At 57.5% G+C, this 12996-nt stretch carries 14 protein-coding genes and 1 other annotated feature; of the genes, 11 read left to right on the top strand and 3 right to left on the bottom strand.

Annotated features, from left to right (window positions below; all coding sequences use genetic code 11):
• Nucleotides 1–239: 239 nt before the first annotated feature.
• Together ACMGGE_RS04195 and cobO are read left to right on the top strand one after the other, a co-directional pair.
• Entirely contained in the window at nt 240–1001 is a 762-nt protein-coding gene (locus ACMGGE_RS04195; RefSeq protein WP_420293388.1) for a YciK family oxidoreductase, read from the top strand.
• On the top strand, nt 998–1588 hold the full coding sequence (cobO, locus tag ACMGGE_RS04190) for a cob(I)yrinic acid a,c-diamide adenosyltransferase (protein ID WP_126533737.1): 591 nt from the start codon (nt 998–1000) through the stop codon (nt 1586–1588). The genes ACMGGE_RS04195 and cobO overlap by 4 nt, the downstream gene beginning before the upstream one ends.
• Nucleotides 1589–1623: 35 nt before the next feature.
• Here the strand turns inward: cobO and rluB are convergent, their stop codons facing one another.
• The 3 genes from rluB to rnm form a co-directional block, all read right to left on the bottom strand.
• Nucleotides 1624–2499, bottom strand: a complete 876-nt coding sequence (gene rluB, locus ACMGGE_RS04185; protein ID WP_008502809.1) for a 23S rRNA pseudouridine(2605) synthase RluB — start codon at nt 2497–2499, stop codon at nt 1624–1626.
• A 96-nt stretch (nt 2500–2595) separates the two neighbouring features.
• A complete protein-coding gene (locus ACMGGE_RS04180; protein WP_003856793.1) occupies nt 2596–3216 on the bottom strand; it encodes an L-threonylcarbamoyladenylate synthase in 621 nt (206 codons plus the stop codon).
• Complete coding sequence (gene rnm, locus ACMGGE_RS04175) at nt 3213–4094, bottom strand: RNase RNM (RefSeq protein ID WP_045908893.1); 882 nt, start codon at nt 4092–4094, stop codon at nt 3213–3215. The genes ACMGGE_RS04180 and rnm overlap by 4 nt, the downstream gene beginning before the upstream one ends.
• A 139-nt stretch (nt 4095–4233) precedes the next feature.
• Here rnm and trpL point away from each other — a divergent pair, with 139 nt between their 5' ends.
• The 9 genes from trpL (at nt 4234) to ACMGGE_RS04130 (ending at nt 12994) form a co-directional block, all read left to right on the top strand.
• A complete protein-coding gene (gene trpL, locus ACMGGE_RS04170; protein WP_106993556.1) occupies nt 4234–4278 on the top strand; it encodes a trp operon leader peptide in 45 nt (14 codons plus the stop codon).
• Nucleotides 4255–4348 (top strand) — a sequence feature (Trp leader region). Its footprint overlaps the gene before it by 24 nt.
• A gap of 25 nt (nt 4349–4373) precedes the next feature.
• A complete protein-coding gene (locus ACMGGE_RS04165) occupies nt 4374–5936 on the top strand; it encodes an anthranilate synthase component 1 (RefSeq protein ID WP_420293387.1) in 1563 nt (520 codons plus the stop codon).
• Entirely contained in the window at nt 5936–7531 is a 1596-nt protein-coding gene (trpD, locus tag ACMGGE_RS04160; RefSeq protein WP_008502806.1) for a bifunctional anthranilate synthase glutamate amidotransferase component TrpG/anthranilate phosphoribosyltransferase TrpD, read from the top strand. The genes ACMGGE_RS04165 and trpD overlap by 1 nt, the downstream gene beginning before the upstream one ends.
• A gap of 3 nt (nt 7532–7534) precedes the next feature.
• Nucleotides 7535–8893, top strand: coding sequence for a bifunctional indole-3-glycerol-phosphate synthase TrpC/phosphoribosylanthranilate isomerase TrpF (gene trpCF / locus ACMGGE_RS04155; protein ID WP_045908895.1), 1359 nt, complete (start codon nt 7535–7537; stop codon nt 8891–8893).
• 10 nt (nt 8894–8903) lie between these two features.
• Nucleotides 8904–10097 carry a tryptophan synthase subunit beta gene (gene trpB, locus ACMGGE_RS04150; protein ID WP_024907111.1) on the top strand — a complete coding sequence of 398 codons (1194 nt, stop codon included), beginning with the start codon at nt 8904–8906 and terminating at the stop codon, nt 10095–10097.
• Nucleotides 10097–10906, top strand: coding sequence for a tryptophan synthase subunit alpha (trpA, locus tag ACMGGE_RS04145; RefSeq protein ID WP_223539075.1), 810 nt, complete (start codon nt 10097–10099; stop codon nt 10904–10906). Before trpB ends, trpA begins: the two co-directional genes overlap by 1 nt.
• Nucleotides 10907–11087: 181 nt before the next feature.
• On the top strand, nt 11088–12299 hold the full coding sequence (yedE, locus tag ACMGGE_RS04140) for a selenium metabolism membrane protein YedE/FdhT (RefSeq protein ID WP_069719054.1): 1212 nt from the start codon (nt 11088–11090) through the stop codon (nt 12297–12299).
• On the top strand, nt 12296–12529 hold the full coding sequence (gene yedF, locus ACMGGE_RS04135; protein ID WP_003856774.1) for a sulfurtransferase-like selenium metabolism protein YedF: 234 nt from the start codon (nt 12296–12298) through the stop codon (nt 12527–12529). The genes yedE and yedF overlap by 4 nt, the downstream gene beginning before the upstream one ends.
• A 126-nt stretch (nt 12530–12655) precedes the next feature.
• Nucleotides 12656–12994 (top strand): hypothetical protein, encoded by a 339-nt coding sequence (locus tag ACMGGE_RS04130; RefSeq protein WP_063621876.1) that lies wholly within the window; start codon nt 12656–12658, stop codon nt 12992–12994.
• Nucleotides 12995–12996 lie beyond the last annotated feature (2 nt).

Here is a 12996-nt window from a genome sequence, read left to right as displayed (position 1 = left end):
GATTTAACCACGAATCTTTCACGGCAGTGTACAACAGCCCTGCCCATGCGTCTCGCTCGTGACATTACCTCTGCGAGGCGCCTTCAGGAATCCCCGGTCTGGCGTTTAAATATTTGCAAATTGTTAATTTTACAGCAATGCGTCCTGTAGACTGATTGAATTATCAGGCGAATTCGGGCATAAAGCCGAAAAGTCACAAAAGAAGGCGTCTTTGAGTCACCGTGCGCCGAGGAGTCACCTTGCATTATCAACCGCAAAAAAATCTGCTGCAGAACCGCATCATTCTTGTCACTGGGGCCAGCGACGGGATTGGCCGTGAAGCGGCGCTGACCTACGCTGAGTATGGCGCGAGCGTCATCCTGACCGGCCGCAACGAAGAAAAACTTAAAGGGGTGGCGCAGGAGATTGAAGCCGCAAGTGGGATTCCTGCTCGCTGGTACACGCTCGATCTGCTCACCTGCACGCCCACGTCATGTCAGGAGCTTGCTCACCGCATCAGCACCCATTATCCGCGCCTGGACGGCGTGCTGCACAATGCCGGCTTGCTTGGCGAAGTTCGCCCGATGGATGAACAGGATCCCGAGATCTGGCAGAAGGTCATGCAGGTCAACGTCAACGGGACTTTTTTCCTGACCCAGGCACTGCTTCCTTTATTACTCAAATCGGATTCGGGTTCACTGGTGTTCACCTCCTCCAGCGTAGGCCGTGAGGGGCGTGCAAACTGGGGAGCCTATGCCGTTTCAAAATTCGCGACCGAAGGCATGATGCAGGTGCTGGCAGAGGAGTACCAAAGCCGCCATCTGCGCGTAAACTGCATTAACCCGGGCGGTACGCGCACCAAAATGCGCGCCAGCGCCTTCCCAACGGAAGATCCGCAGAAGCTGAAAACGCCGGCAGACATTATGCCGCTCTATCTCTGGCTAATGGGCGACGACAGCCGCCGCAAAACCGGGATGACCTTTGACGCCCAGCCAGGCCGTAAACCAGGAATATCGCAATGAGTGAAGAACGTCACCAGCAGCGCCAGCAGCGTCTGAAGGAACAGGTTGATGCGCGCGTCGCGGCCGCTCAGGATGAGCGCGGGATCGTCATCGTCTTTACCGGCAACGGCAAAGGGAAAACCACGGCTGCATTCGGCACGGCGACACGCGCCGTCGGCCACGGGCAGAAGGTCGGCGTTATCCAGTTTATTAAAGGTGAGTGGCCTAACGGCGAGCGTAATCTGCTTGAGCCCCACGGCGTTGAGTTCCAGGTGATGGCGACCGGATTTACGTGGGACACCCAGAACCGCGAAACCGATACCGCAGCCTGTCTGGCCGTCTGGGAGCACGCTAAAAGAATGCTGGCCGATCCTTCACTCAATATGGTTCTGCTGGATGAGATCACGTATATGGTCGCCTACGACTATTTGCCGCTGGACGCCGTGCTTAATGCACTGAAAGACCGTCCCGCCCATCAGACGGTTATCATCACGGGCCGCGGGTGTCATCGGGATATTCTGGAACTGGCAGATACCGTCAGCGAGCTGCGTCCGGTTAAACATGCGTTTGATGCGGGCATCAAAGCGCAAATGGGGATTGATTACTAAAGAAAAAAGCCCGGTGTCTTCACCGGGCTTTTACATTAACCGTTGTTATTACGGCTGCCAGAGCGGCGGTTGCTGCTCACCTGGCTGTGACGCTTCACCGCACGGCGAATCTGGTTCGCCTTCATGCGGCGACGATCTTTTTCCACCGCCACTTTAGAGGTGGTTTCCGGCGTCAGGCCGACCAGCTCGCGCAGATAGTTGGTCTGGGTCAGATCCAGTTCGGTATATCCCCCACGCGGCAGGCCTTTTGGCAGCAGGATGTCGCCGTAACGGACACGAATCAGGCGGCTAACCTGCACGCCTACCGCTTCCCAGAGACGACGCACCTCGCGGTTGCGGCCTTCGGTCAGGGTCACGTTGTACCACTGGTTGATGCCTTCCCCACCGGTAAATTTGATGGTTTTGAACGCCGCAGGACCGTCTTCCAGCTGAACGCCACGCGACAGGTCGCGCAGCTTATTCTCGTCAACCTGGCCGAACACACGCACGGCGTATTCACGTTCCACTTCACGGCTTGGGTGCATCAGACGGTTTGCCAGTTCACCATCGGTGGTAAACAGCAGCAGACCGCAGGTATTCACGTCCAGACGACCAACGGCAATCCAGCGAGCGCCACGCAGTTTAGGCAGACGGTCAAACACCGTCGGGCGACCTTCCGGGTCATTGCGGGTACACAGCTCGCCTTCCGGCTTGTAGTAAGCCAGCACGCGGCAGATTTGTTCAGCAGACTCTTTCACGGAGATAAGATGACCGTCGATACGGATCTTCAGCCCCGGTACGATTTCTACGCGGTCACCCAGCGTGGCGATTTTACCGTCCACACTCACGCGGCCCGCTTCAATAATGGCTTCGATTTCACGGCGTGAACCGTGGCCGGCACGCGCCAGCACTTTCTGTAACTTCTCGCTCATTGAGCTTCCTCAGGTGTCGCCTTCACAGGCGTCGAATCAGGTCAAAAGAGGGCTGAGCCCTGCTTTGATGGCCGCGTAGTATATCTGCTTATACCATTACAAGAAAGGCTTTACGTCACCCACGCCTTCTCGAATCACTTCCGGTGCATCTTCGGTTAAGTCGACCACGGTGGTCGGCTGCTGGCCGAGATAACCGCCGTGAATAATCAGCTCGACCACCTTCTCCAGACGATCTTTGATCTCTTCCGGATCGGACTCGGTAAACTCGCTGCCCGGCAGCATCAGCGAGGTAGAGAGCATCGGCTCGCCGAGGGTTTCCAGCAGCGCCTGCGCAATCGGGTTCGACGGCACGCGCATGCCGATCGTCTTACGCTTTTCCTGCAGCAGGCGACGCGGCACCTCTTTCGTCCCTTTCAGGATGAAGGTGTAGTTGCCCGGCGTGTTGTTCTTGATCAGGCGAAACGCCACGTTATCCACATAAGCATAGGTGGACAGCTCAGAGAGATCGCGGCACATCAGGGTAAAGTTATGGCCGTCCGGCAGCTGGCGAATACGGCAAATGCGTTCCATCGCCCCTTTATCTTCAATTTTGCAGCCCAGCGCGTAGCCGGAATCGGTCGGGTAAACAATCACGCCGCCTTTGCGGACGATCTCCACGGCCTGGTTAATCAGACGTGGCTGCGGGTTGTCCGGATGGATATAGAAAAACTGACTCATACTTCCCTCTCTTCAATTTGCTGCGGCTGTTCCCAGAGCTGCCAGACCGGCTCAACGCCAGCGGGCAGCCAGAGCTTGCGCCCCAGTTCGATCCAGGCGCAGGGCTGATGGAAATCAGAACCCTGTGAGCCAAGCAGACCGTACTGTCGGGCATAGGTCGCGAGCTGCGCGCGCTCATTGGGCGCCTGCTGACACTGGGCGACTTCCATCGCCTCACCACCATTTTCGGCAAAGTGCGCCAGCAGCCTTTTCAGCCATTTAGCAGAAAGATTATACCGCCCCGGATGGGCCAGCACGGCCTTACCGCCAGAATGATGAATCACATCAATAGCTTGTTTTATTGTACACCACTGTGGCGGAACGTATCCGGTTTTCCCGCGCGCCAGATACTTTTTAAAGACATCCGCCATCGTCGTGGCCTTACCCGCCTCTACCAGAAAACGGGCGAAATGACCGCGCGTGACCGCCCCGCCGTTCGCCAGCTTTTGGGCACCTTCCAGTGCGCCCGGAATATGAGCCTTTTCCAGACGTTCGCCGATCATCTCCGCGCGCTGGTTGCGGCGCGTTTTTTGTTCTTGCAAAAAAGCAGTCAGTGCCGGATGGTCTATATCGATGTTCAGGCCAACGATATGAATCTCATGGTTTTCCCAGACGGTCGAAATTTCGACACCGGAGACCAGATTAAGCGCCAGCCCGCTGCGGGCGATCTCGGCGCGCGCCGCCGGAATGGCATCCGTCGTATCGTGATCGGTTATCGCCAGCGTACCGACGCGCATTTCAACGGCACGATGAACCAGGGCTTCGGGTGTCAGCAGGCCATCAGAGGCCTGAGTATGGCTGTGTAAATCATAAATAATAGCGTAGGTGGTATCGCTCAAAGCACTTCCCATAACAGGTTGGAGACATCCGAAACCATCATGATACCGACTTATATCGAAATTCTGAAATCAAGGGTTGACAACACGCCATCGAACTAGTTAACTAGTACGCAAGTTCACACGAGAAAGGTATCTGAAAATGACAGCACATTTCACTCTGCACGGTTGGTGGCGTACTTCCTGATCATCGGGCAGTGTCACGCGTCTGCGAAATGCAAACAGATACCCGCCCGCTACCCAGCGGGCTTTTTTTTGAACAGAATAAATGAGAACACCAACATGCAAACAGCCAAACCCCATCTCGAATTGCTGACCTGCGAGGCGGCCTATCGCCACAACCCGACCGCGCTGTTTCATCAGGTGTGCGGGGCACGCCCGGCAACGCTGCTGCTGGAATCTGCGGACATTGACAGCAAGGACGATCTCAAAAGCCTGCTGCTGGTCGACAGCGCGTTGCGCATTACCGCTCTAGGTGACACTGTCACAATCAAAGCCTTATCAGACAACGGCGCATCGCTGCTGCCGCTGCTGGATGCCGCCCTGCCTTCAGGCATCGAAAACGAACGTCATCCAGAAATACGTATTCTGCATTTCCCGCCGGTTAGCCAGTTGCTGGATGAAGACGCGCGCCTGTGCTCCCTTTCCGTCTTTGATGCCTTCCGCCTGCTGCAGAACCTGGTCACCGTTCCGCACGATGAGCGTGAAGCGATGTTCTTTGGCGGGCTGTTTGCCTACGACCTGGTCGCCGGATTTGAAGATTTACCGGAAACCGAGCAGGGCAATCGCTGCCCGGACTATTGCTTCTATCTGGCCGAAACCCTGCTGGTGATCGACCATCAGAAACAGTACACCCGTATCCAGGCCAGCCTGTTCACGCCTTCGACCGCTGAGAAAAACCGTCTTGAGCACCGTATCGCGCAGCTTCAGCAGCAGATGACGGAAGCGCCACCTGCACTGCCGGTACAGCGCGTGGAAAAAATGACCTGCGATGTGAACCAGACCGACGATCAGTACGGTGCCGTGGTTCGCCAGATGCAAAAAGCGATTCGCGCCGGGGAAATTTTCCAGGTTGTACCGTCCCGTCGCTTCTCTCTGCCCTGCCCGTCTCCGCTGGCTGCTTACGACGTGCTGAAAAAGAGCAACCCAAGCCCGTACATGTTCTTTATGCAGGACAACGACTTCACGCTGTTCGGCGCCTCGCCGGAAAGCTCGCTGAAATATGACGCAACCAGCCGTCAGATTGAGATCTACCCGATCGCCGGAACCCGTCCACGCGGACGTCGCGCCGATGGCTCGCTGGATCGCGATCTCGACAGCCGCATCGAGCTGGAAATGCGCACCGACCATAAAGAGCTCTCCGAGCACCTGATGCTGGTTGACCTGGCGCGTAACGATCTGGCTCGTATTTGCACCCCAGGCAGCCGCTACGTGGCGGACCTGACTAAAGTCGACCGCTATTCGTTCGTGATGCACCTGGTCTCCCGCGTGGTCGGTGAGCTGCGCCAGGACCTCGACGTGCTGCACGCCTACCGCGCCTGCATGAACATGGGCACCCTGAGCGGTGCGCCGAAAGTGCGCGCTATGCAGCTGATTGCCGCCGCCGAAGGGCGTCGTCGCGGCAGCTACGGCGGCGCGGTGGGTTACTTCACCGCCCATGGTGACCTCGATACCTGCATCGTGATCCGCTCCGCCTATGTTGAAGACGGTATTGCCACCGTCCAGGCGGGTGCCGGGATTGTTCTTGATTCTGTTCCGCAGTCTGAAGCTGACGAAACGCGCAGTAAAGCCCGTGCGGTCCTTCGCGCCATTGCTACCGCACACCACGCACAGGAGATTTTCTGATGGCTGACATTCTGCTGCTCGATAATATCGACTCCTTTACCTACAACCTGGCAGATCAGCTGCGTGCGAATGGCCATAACGTCGTTATCTATCGCAACCACGTACCGGCGCAGACCCTGATTGACCGTCTGGCCACCATGCAAAACCCGGTGCTGATGCTCTCTCCGGGGCCAGGCGCACCGAGCGAAGCAGGCTGTATGCCGGAGCTGCTGACCCGTATGCGCGGCAAGCTGCCGATTATCGGCATCTGCCTCGGTCATCAGGCGATTGTTGAAGCCTATGGCGGCTACGTTGGCCAGGCGGGTGAAATCCTCCACGGTAAAGCGTCCAGCATCGAACATGACGGCCAGGCGATGTTTGCCGGGCTGCCGAATCCGCTCCCGGTCGCGCGCTACCACTCGCTGGTCGGCAGCAACATTCCCGCCGGGCTGACGATCAACGCCTCGTTTGAAGGGATGGTGATGGCGGTACGTCACGACGCGGATCGCGTCTGCGGGATGCAGTTCCATCCGGAATCCATCCTGACCTCCCACGGTGCCCGCCTGCTGGAGCAGACACTCGACTGGGCGTTACAGAAGCTGGAGCAGACCAACACCCTGCAGCCGATTCTGGAAAAACTGTATCAGGCGCAAACCCTGAGCCAGCAGGAGAGCCACCAGCTCTTCTCCGCCGTGGTTCGCGGTGAGCTGAAGCCGGAACAGCTGGCGGCCGCACTGGTGAGCATGAAGGTCCGCGGTGAAAGCCCGCAGGAGATCGCCGGTGCCGCCACGGCCCTGCTGGAAAATGCCGCCCCGTTCCCGCGTCCGGACTATCCGTTTGCCGATATCGTCGGCACCGGCGGTGACGGCAGCAACAGTATCAATATTTCAACCGCCAGCGCCTTTGTGGCCGCAGCGTGTGGCCTGAAAGTGGCGAAGCACGGTAACCGCAGCGTGTCCAGCCGGTCAGGCTCGTCTGATTTACTCGCGGCATTCGGCATTAATCTCGATATGAACGCCGAACGTTCCCGTGAAGCGCTGGATGACCTGGGCGTCTGCTTCCTGTTTGCGCCGAAGTATCACACCGGTTTCCGCCACGCAATGCCGGTTCGTCAGCAGCTTAAAACCCGCACGCTGTTTAACGTGCTCGGCCCCCTGATCAACCCGGCGCACCCGCCGCTGGCGCTGATCGGTGTTTACAGTCCGGAGCTGGTCCTGCCGATTGCTGAGACGCTGCGCGTGCTGGGTTACCAGCGTGCCGCCGTGGTGCACAGCGGCGGAATGGATGAAGTGTCACTGCACGCGCCGACGCTGGTAGCCGAACTGCGCGACGGTGAAATCCTGAGCTACCAGCTGGAAGCCGCTGACTTTGGTTTAACCCCGTATCACCAGGAAGCGCTGGCTGGCGGTACCCCGGAAGAAAACCGTGACATTCTGACGCGCTTATTACAAGGTAAGGGAGAGGTTGCCCATGAGGCCGCCGTTGCTGCCAACGTCGCCATGCTGATGCGTTTGCACGGCGAGGAAGACCTTAAGGCCAACGTTCAAAAAGTTCTGGATGTACTGCGCTCCGGTGCAGCTTACGATCGCGTTACCGCACTTGCGGCAAGAGGGTAAAGAATGCAGACCGTTTTAGCGAAAATCGTTGCCGATAAGGCCATCTGGGTGGAAGCCCGCAAGCAACAGCAGCCGCTTGCCAGTTTTCAGAATGACGTCGTCCCGAGCAGCCGGCGTTTCTATGACGCCCTGCAGGGTGCGCGCACCGCGTTTATTCTTGAGTGCAAAAAAGCGTCTCCGTCTAAAGGCGTTATTCGTGACGATTTCGACCCGGCACGTATTGCCGGCATTTATAAGCATCATGCGTCCGCCATCTCCGTGCTGACGGATGAGAAATATTTTCAGGGCAGCTTCGATTTTCTGCCGATCGTCAGCGGCATCGCGCCGCAGCCGATCCTGTGCAAAGACTTTATCATTGACCCGTATCAGATCTGGCTGGCGCGCTTTTACCAGGCTGACGCCTGCCTGCTGATGCTCTCGGTGCTTGACGACGAGCAGTATCGCCAGCTCTCTGCCGTCGCGCACAGCCTGAAAATGGGCGTGCTGACCGAAGTGAGTAATGAAGAGGAGCTGGAGCGCGCGATTGCGCTGGAAGCCAAAGTGGTCGGCATTAATAACCGCGATCTGCGTGACCTGTCCATTGACCTGAACCGCACGCGCCAGCTGGCGCCGCGGCTGGGCTCTGGCGTCACGGTGATCAGTGAATCCGGCATTAACAGCTACGCCCAGGTGCGCGAGCTGAGCCACTTCGCCAACGGTTTCCTGATTGGCTCCGCCATGATGGAACATGACGATCTCAATGCGGCAGTACGTCGCGTGCTGCTGGGTGAAAACAAAGTCTGCGGCTTAACCCGCGAACAGGACGCCCAGGCCGCGTATGAAGCCGGAGCGATTTATGGCGGGCTGATTTTTGTGGATTCCTCCCCTCGCGCGGTCAGCGAAGAGCAGGCGCGTAAGGTCATCGCCGCGGCACCACTCAGCTATGTTGGCGTGTTCCGCAATGCAGATATCGCAGAAGTGGTTGAAAAAGCCGACGCGTTATCCCTGAGCGCGGTGCAGCTTCACGGCAATGAAGATCAGGCCTACATCGATGCCCTGCGCGCCACGCTGGCACCGCAGGTACAGATCTGGAAAGCGCAACGCGTTGACGATACATTGCCCCCGCGTAACCTGAACCACGTGGATAAATACGTCCTCGATAACGGCCAGGGCGGAACCGGCCAGCGTTTTGACTGGTCTCTGCTGAACGGCGAAAAGCTGGACAACGTCCTGCTGGCGGGCGGTTTAAGCCCGGACAATTGTGTAGAAGCCGCGAAAACCGGCTGCGCAGGCCTCGATTTCAATTCAGGCGTAGAGTCCCAGCCGGGTATTAAAGATGCCAGCAAACTGGCCTCGGTTTTTAAAACTCTGCGTGCATATTAAGGAAGAGAAGATGACGACATTACTTAACCCGTATTTTGGTGAGTTCGGCGGGATGTACGTCCCGCAAATCCTGATGCCCGCGCTGCGCCAGCTGGAAGAAGCGTTTGTCAGCGCGCAGAAGGATCCGGCGTTTCAGGCCGAATTTACCGACCTGCTGAAAAACTATGCAGGCCGCCCAACGGCCCTGACCAAATGCCGCAATCTGACGGAAGGCACGAAAACCACGCTGTATCTTAAGCGTGAAGACCTGCTGCACGGCGGCGCACACAAGACTAACCAGGTGCTGGGACAGGCGCTGCTTGCGAAGCGTATGGGCAAAACTGAAATCATCGCCGAAACCGGTGCAGGCCAGCACGGCGTGGCCTCGGCGCTCGCCAGCGCCCTGCTCGGTCTGAAATGCCGCATCTATATGGGGGCGAAAGACGTTGAGCGTCAGTCTCCAAACGTTTTCCGTATGCGTCTGATGGGTGCAGAAGTGATCCCGGTGCACAGCGGCTCCGCGACGCTGAAGGATGCCTGTAACGAAGCGCTGCGCGACTGGTCTGGCAGCTACGAAACCGCGCACTATATGCTCGGTACCGCAGCGGGCCCGCACCCGTTCCCGACCATCGTGCGTGAATTCCAGCGCATGATCGGGGAAGAGACCAAAGCGCAGATCCTCGAAAAAGAGGGTCGTCTCCCGGATGCGGTCATCGCCTGCGTCGGCGGCGGATCTAACGCCATCGGTATGTTCGCAGACTTTATCGACGACACCAGCGTGGGTCTGATTGGCGTCGAGCCTGCGGGTCACGGCATTGAATCGGGTGAACACGGCGCGCCGCTGAAGCATGGCCGCGTGGGGATCTACTTCGGCATGAAATCCCCGATGATGCAGACCGATGAAGGCCAGATTGAAGAGTCTTACTCTATCTCTGCCGGCCTCGACTTCCCGTCCGTCGGGCCGCAGCACGCCTATCTGAACAGCACCGGTCGCGCGGACTATGTCTCCATTACCGATGACGAAGCGCTGGAAGCGTTCAAAACGCTGTGCCGCAGCGAAGGGATCATCCCGGCGCTGGAGTCTTCACACGCTCTGGCCCATGCGCTGAAAATGATGAAAGACAATCCGGAAAAAGAGCAGCTGCTGGTGGTCAACCTTTCCGGACGCGGTGACAAAGATATCTTCACCGTTCACGATATTCTGAAAGCACGAGGGGAAATCTGATGGAACGCTACGATAACGTATTTGCTGAACTGAAATCCCGCCAGGAAGGCGCGTTCGTTCCCTTCGTCACCCTGGGCGATCCGGGCCCTGAACAGTCGCTGAAGATCATCGACACCCTGATTGAAGCCGGTGCCGATGCGCTGGAGCTGGGGATCCCGTTCTCTGACCCGCTGGCGGATGGCCCGACCATCCAGAATGCGACGCTGCGCGCATTTGCCTCGGGCGTCACGCCGACCCAGTGCTTCGAGATGCTGGCGGCGATCCGTCAGAAGCACCCCACCATCCCGATTGGCCTGCTGATGTACGCCAATCTGGTGTTCAACCGCGGTATCGATGAGTTTTACGCCGAGTGCGCACGCGTGGGCGTCGACTCCGTTCTGGTCGCCGACGTGCCGGTTGAAGAGTCCGCGCCGTTCCGCCAGGCTGCGATGCGTCACAATGTCGCCCCGATTTTCATCTGCCCGCCAAACGCGGACGATGAGCTGCTGCGCCAGATTGCCTCTTACGGGCGCGGTTACACCTACCTGCTCTCCCGCGCAGGCGTGACCGGTGCCGAGAATAAAGCCGCATTGCCGCTGCATCATCTGGTGGAAAAGCTGGCCGAGTACCATGCCGCACCGCCGCTGCAGGGCTTCGGGATCTCCTCTCCGGATCAAGTCACCGCGGCGATTGACGCGAAGGCTGCGGGTGCCATTTCCGGCTCTGCGATTGTGAAGATCATCGAGAAGAACGTGGACAAGCCCGAGCAGATGCTGACCGAGCTGAAGGCGTTTGTAACCGCCATGAAGGCGGCGACGCGTAAAGCCTGACCCCTCCACCGTCTGGCATCCCTGCCAGACGGTTACCCTTTATTCCCCGCCATCAACAAAGGATGACGTTAAAATTGATCCTTTCGATATTTTCGGTGTGAATGGCTTTTCAAACCGTCATGTAAGCGTATGATCTGGACTCTTTTTTATCTTTAATCCTTCTGAGTTCAGAGGCTTATTCATGTCATGGCAATCCTTCAAACAGGCTTACCTGGTTAAGTTCTGGTCACCCGTTCCGGCCGTTATCGCGGCAGGCATTCTCTCTACTTATTATTTTGGCATTACCGGTACCTTCTGGGCCGTGACCGGCGAGTTTACCCGCTGGGGTGGACAGCTGCTGCAGCTCGCAGGCGTGCACGCCGAAGAGTGGGGATACTTTAAGCTCATCCACCTCGACGGTACGCCGCTCACCCGTATTGACGGAATGATGATCATTGGCATGTTCGGCGGCTGCTTCGCTGCCGCGCTGTGGGCAAACAACGTTAAGTTGCGTATGCCCAAAAGCCGGATCCGCATTGTGCAGGCGGTTGTCGGCGGCATGATTGCCGGATTCGGCGCGCGTCTGGCGATGGGGTGTAACCTTGCCGCCTTCTTTACCGGGATCCCGCAGTTTTCGCTTCACGCCTGGTTCTTTGCCGTCGCCACGGCCATCGGCTCTTACTTTGGCGCAAAATTCACCCTGCTGCCGCTGTTTCGTATTCCAGTGAAAATGACAAAGGTCAGCGCAGCATCTCCGTTAACCCAGAAGCCCTCTCAGGCCCGCCGCCGTTTCCGCCTCGGAATGCTGGTCTTTTTCGCCATGGTGGCATGGGCGCTCTGCACCGCCCTGAACCAGCCTAAGCTCGGTCTGGCGATGCTGTTCGGTGTGGGTTTTGGTCTGCTCATTGAACGCGCGCAGATCTGCTTTACCTCCGCGTTTCGCGATATGTGGATCACCGGGCGCACGATGATGGCGAAGGCGATTATCGCCGGGATGGCGGTCAGCGCCATCGGCATCTTCAGCTATGTTCAACTGGGCGTCGAACCAAAAATCATGTGGGCCGGTCCTAACGCGGTCATTGGCGGCCTGCTGTTCGGCTTCGGGATCGTGCTGGCTGGCGGGTGTGAAACCGGCTGGATGTATCGCGCCGTCGAAGGCCAGGTGCACTACTGGTGGGTGGGTCTGGGAAATGTGATTGGCTCGACGATCCTGGCGTACTACTGGGATGACGTGTCTCCCGTCCTGGCCACCAACTGGGACAAGGTCAACCTGCTGAATACCTTCGGGCCTCTCGGCGGCCTGCTCGTCACCTACGCTCTGCTGTTGGTCGCTTTTTTACTGGTCGTCGCACAGGAGAGACGTTTCTTCCGCCGTGCGAGCGTTAAAACAGAAACGCAGGAGAATGCAGCATGAAAGAGATTGTGCCTGATTATCGTCTGGATATGGTTGGCGAGCCCTGTCCATATCCGGCGGTGGCTACGCTTGAAGCGCTGCCGCAGCTTAAGAAAGGTGAAATTCTGGAGGTAGTCAGCGACTGCCCGCAGTCCATCAACAACATACCGCTGGATGCGAAAAACCACGGTTATACGGTGCTGGATATCCAGCAGGATGGCCCAACCATTCGCTATCTGATTCAAAAATGATCGTTAAGGGCCCCGTCAGGGGCCTTTATCGTATTGAATTATAAGACATCTTGATCCACGGCAAAAACGTGATTTTTGACTTAAGTAAAATCTCATTTCCCTTTTGAAGGAGGTTTTCGCGGTTTGATGTATTTACGAGCTTTACTGGTTTTCGCCTTATTGATTCCCTTCCATGCGCTGTCCCTGAATTTCTCTTCTACCTTCCTGCGCCTGAATTGTCCGCAACGAGGACTTGTCGAGGTTATTCTTCACGTTTATGACCATACCCAGGAACGGTGGCACGGTCATTTTGAAACCGGCGCGGGACATAAACGTGCGGGTGATACCGAAATTATCCCGTTTGCCAACGGCGATATTCTCTTCCATTCCCTGTCCAGCGACGCTTTCAGCTATTTATATGATGGGGAAACGATCCTGAGGCACTGCGTAAAGCTTGATGAGCGGCCGGTTTATCCGTCGTTTTGAAG

The sequence above is a fragment of the Enterobacter sp. BNK-22 genome (assembly GCF_048684805.1).
Classification (GTDB): domain Bacteria; phylum Pseudomonadota; class Gammaproteobacteria; order Enterobacterales; family Enterobacteriaceae; genus Enterobacter; species Enterobacter quasiroggenkampii.
Note: the sequence above shows the minus strand (reverse complement) of the source record. Positions and strands in the feature narration are given on the sequence as shown.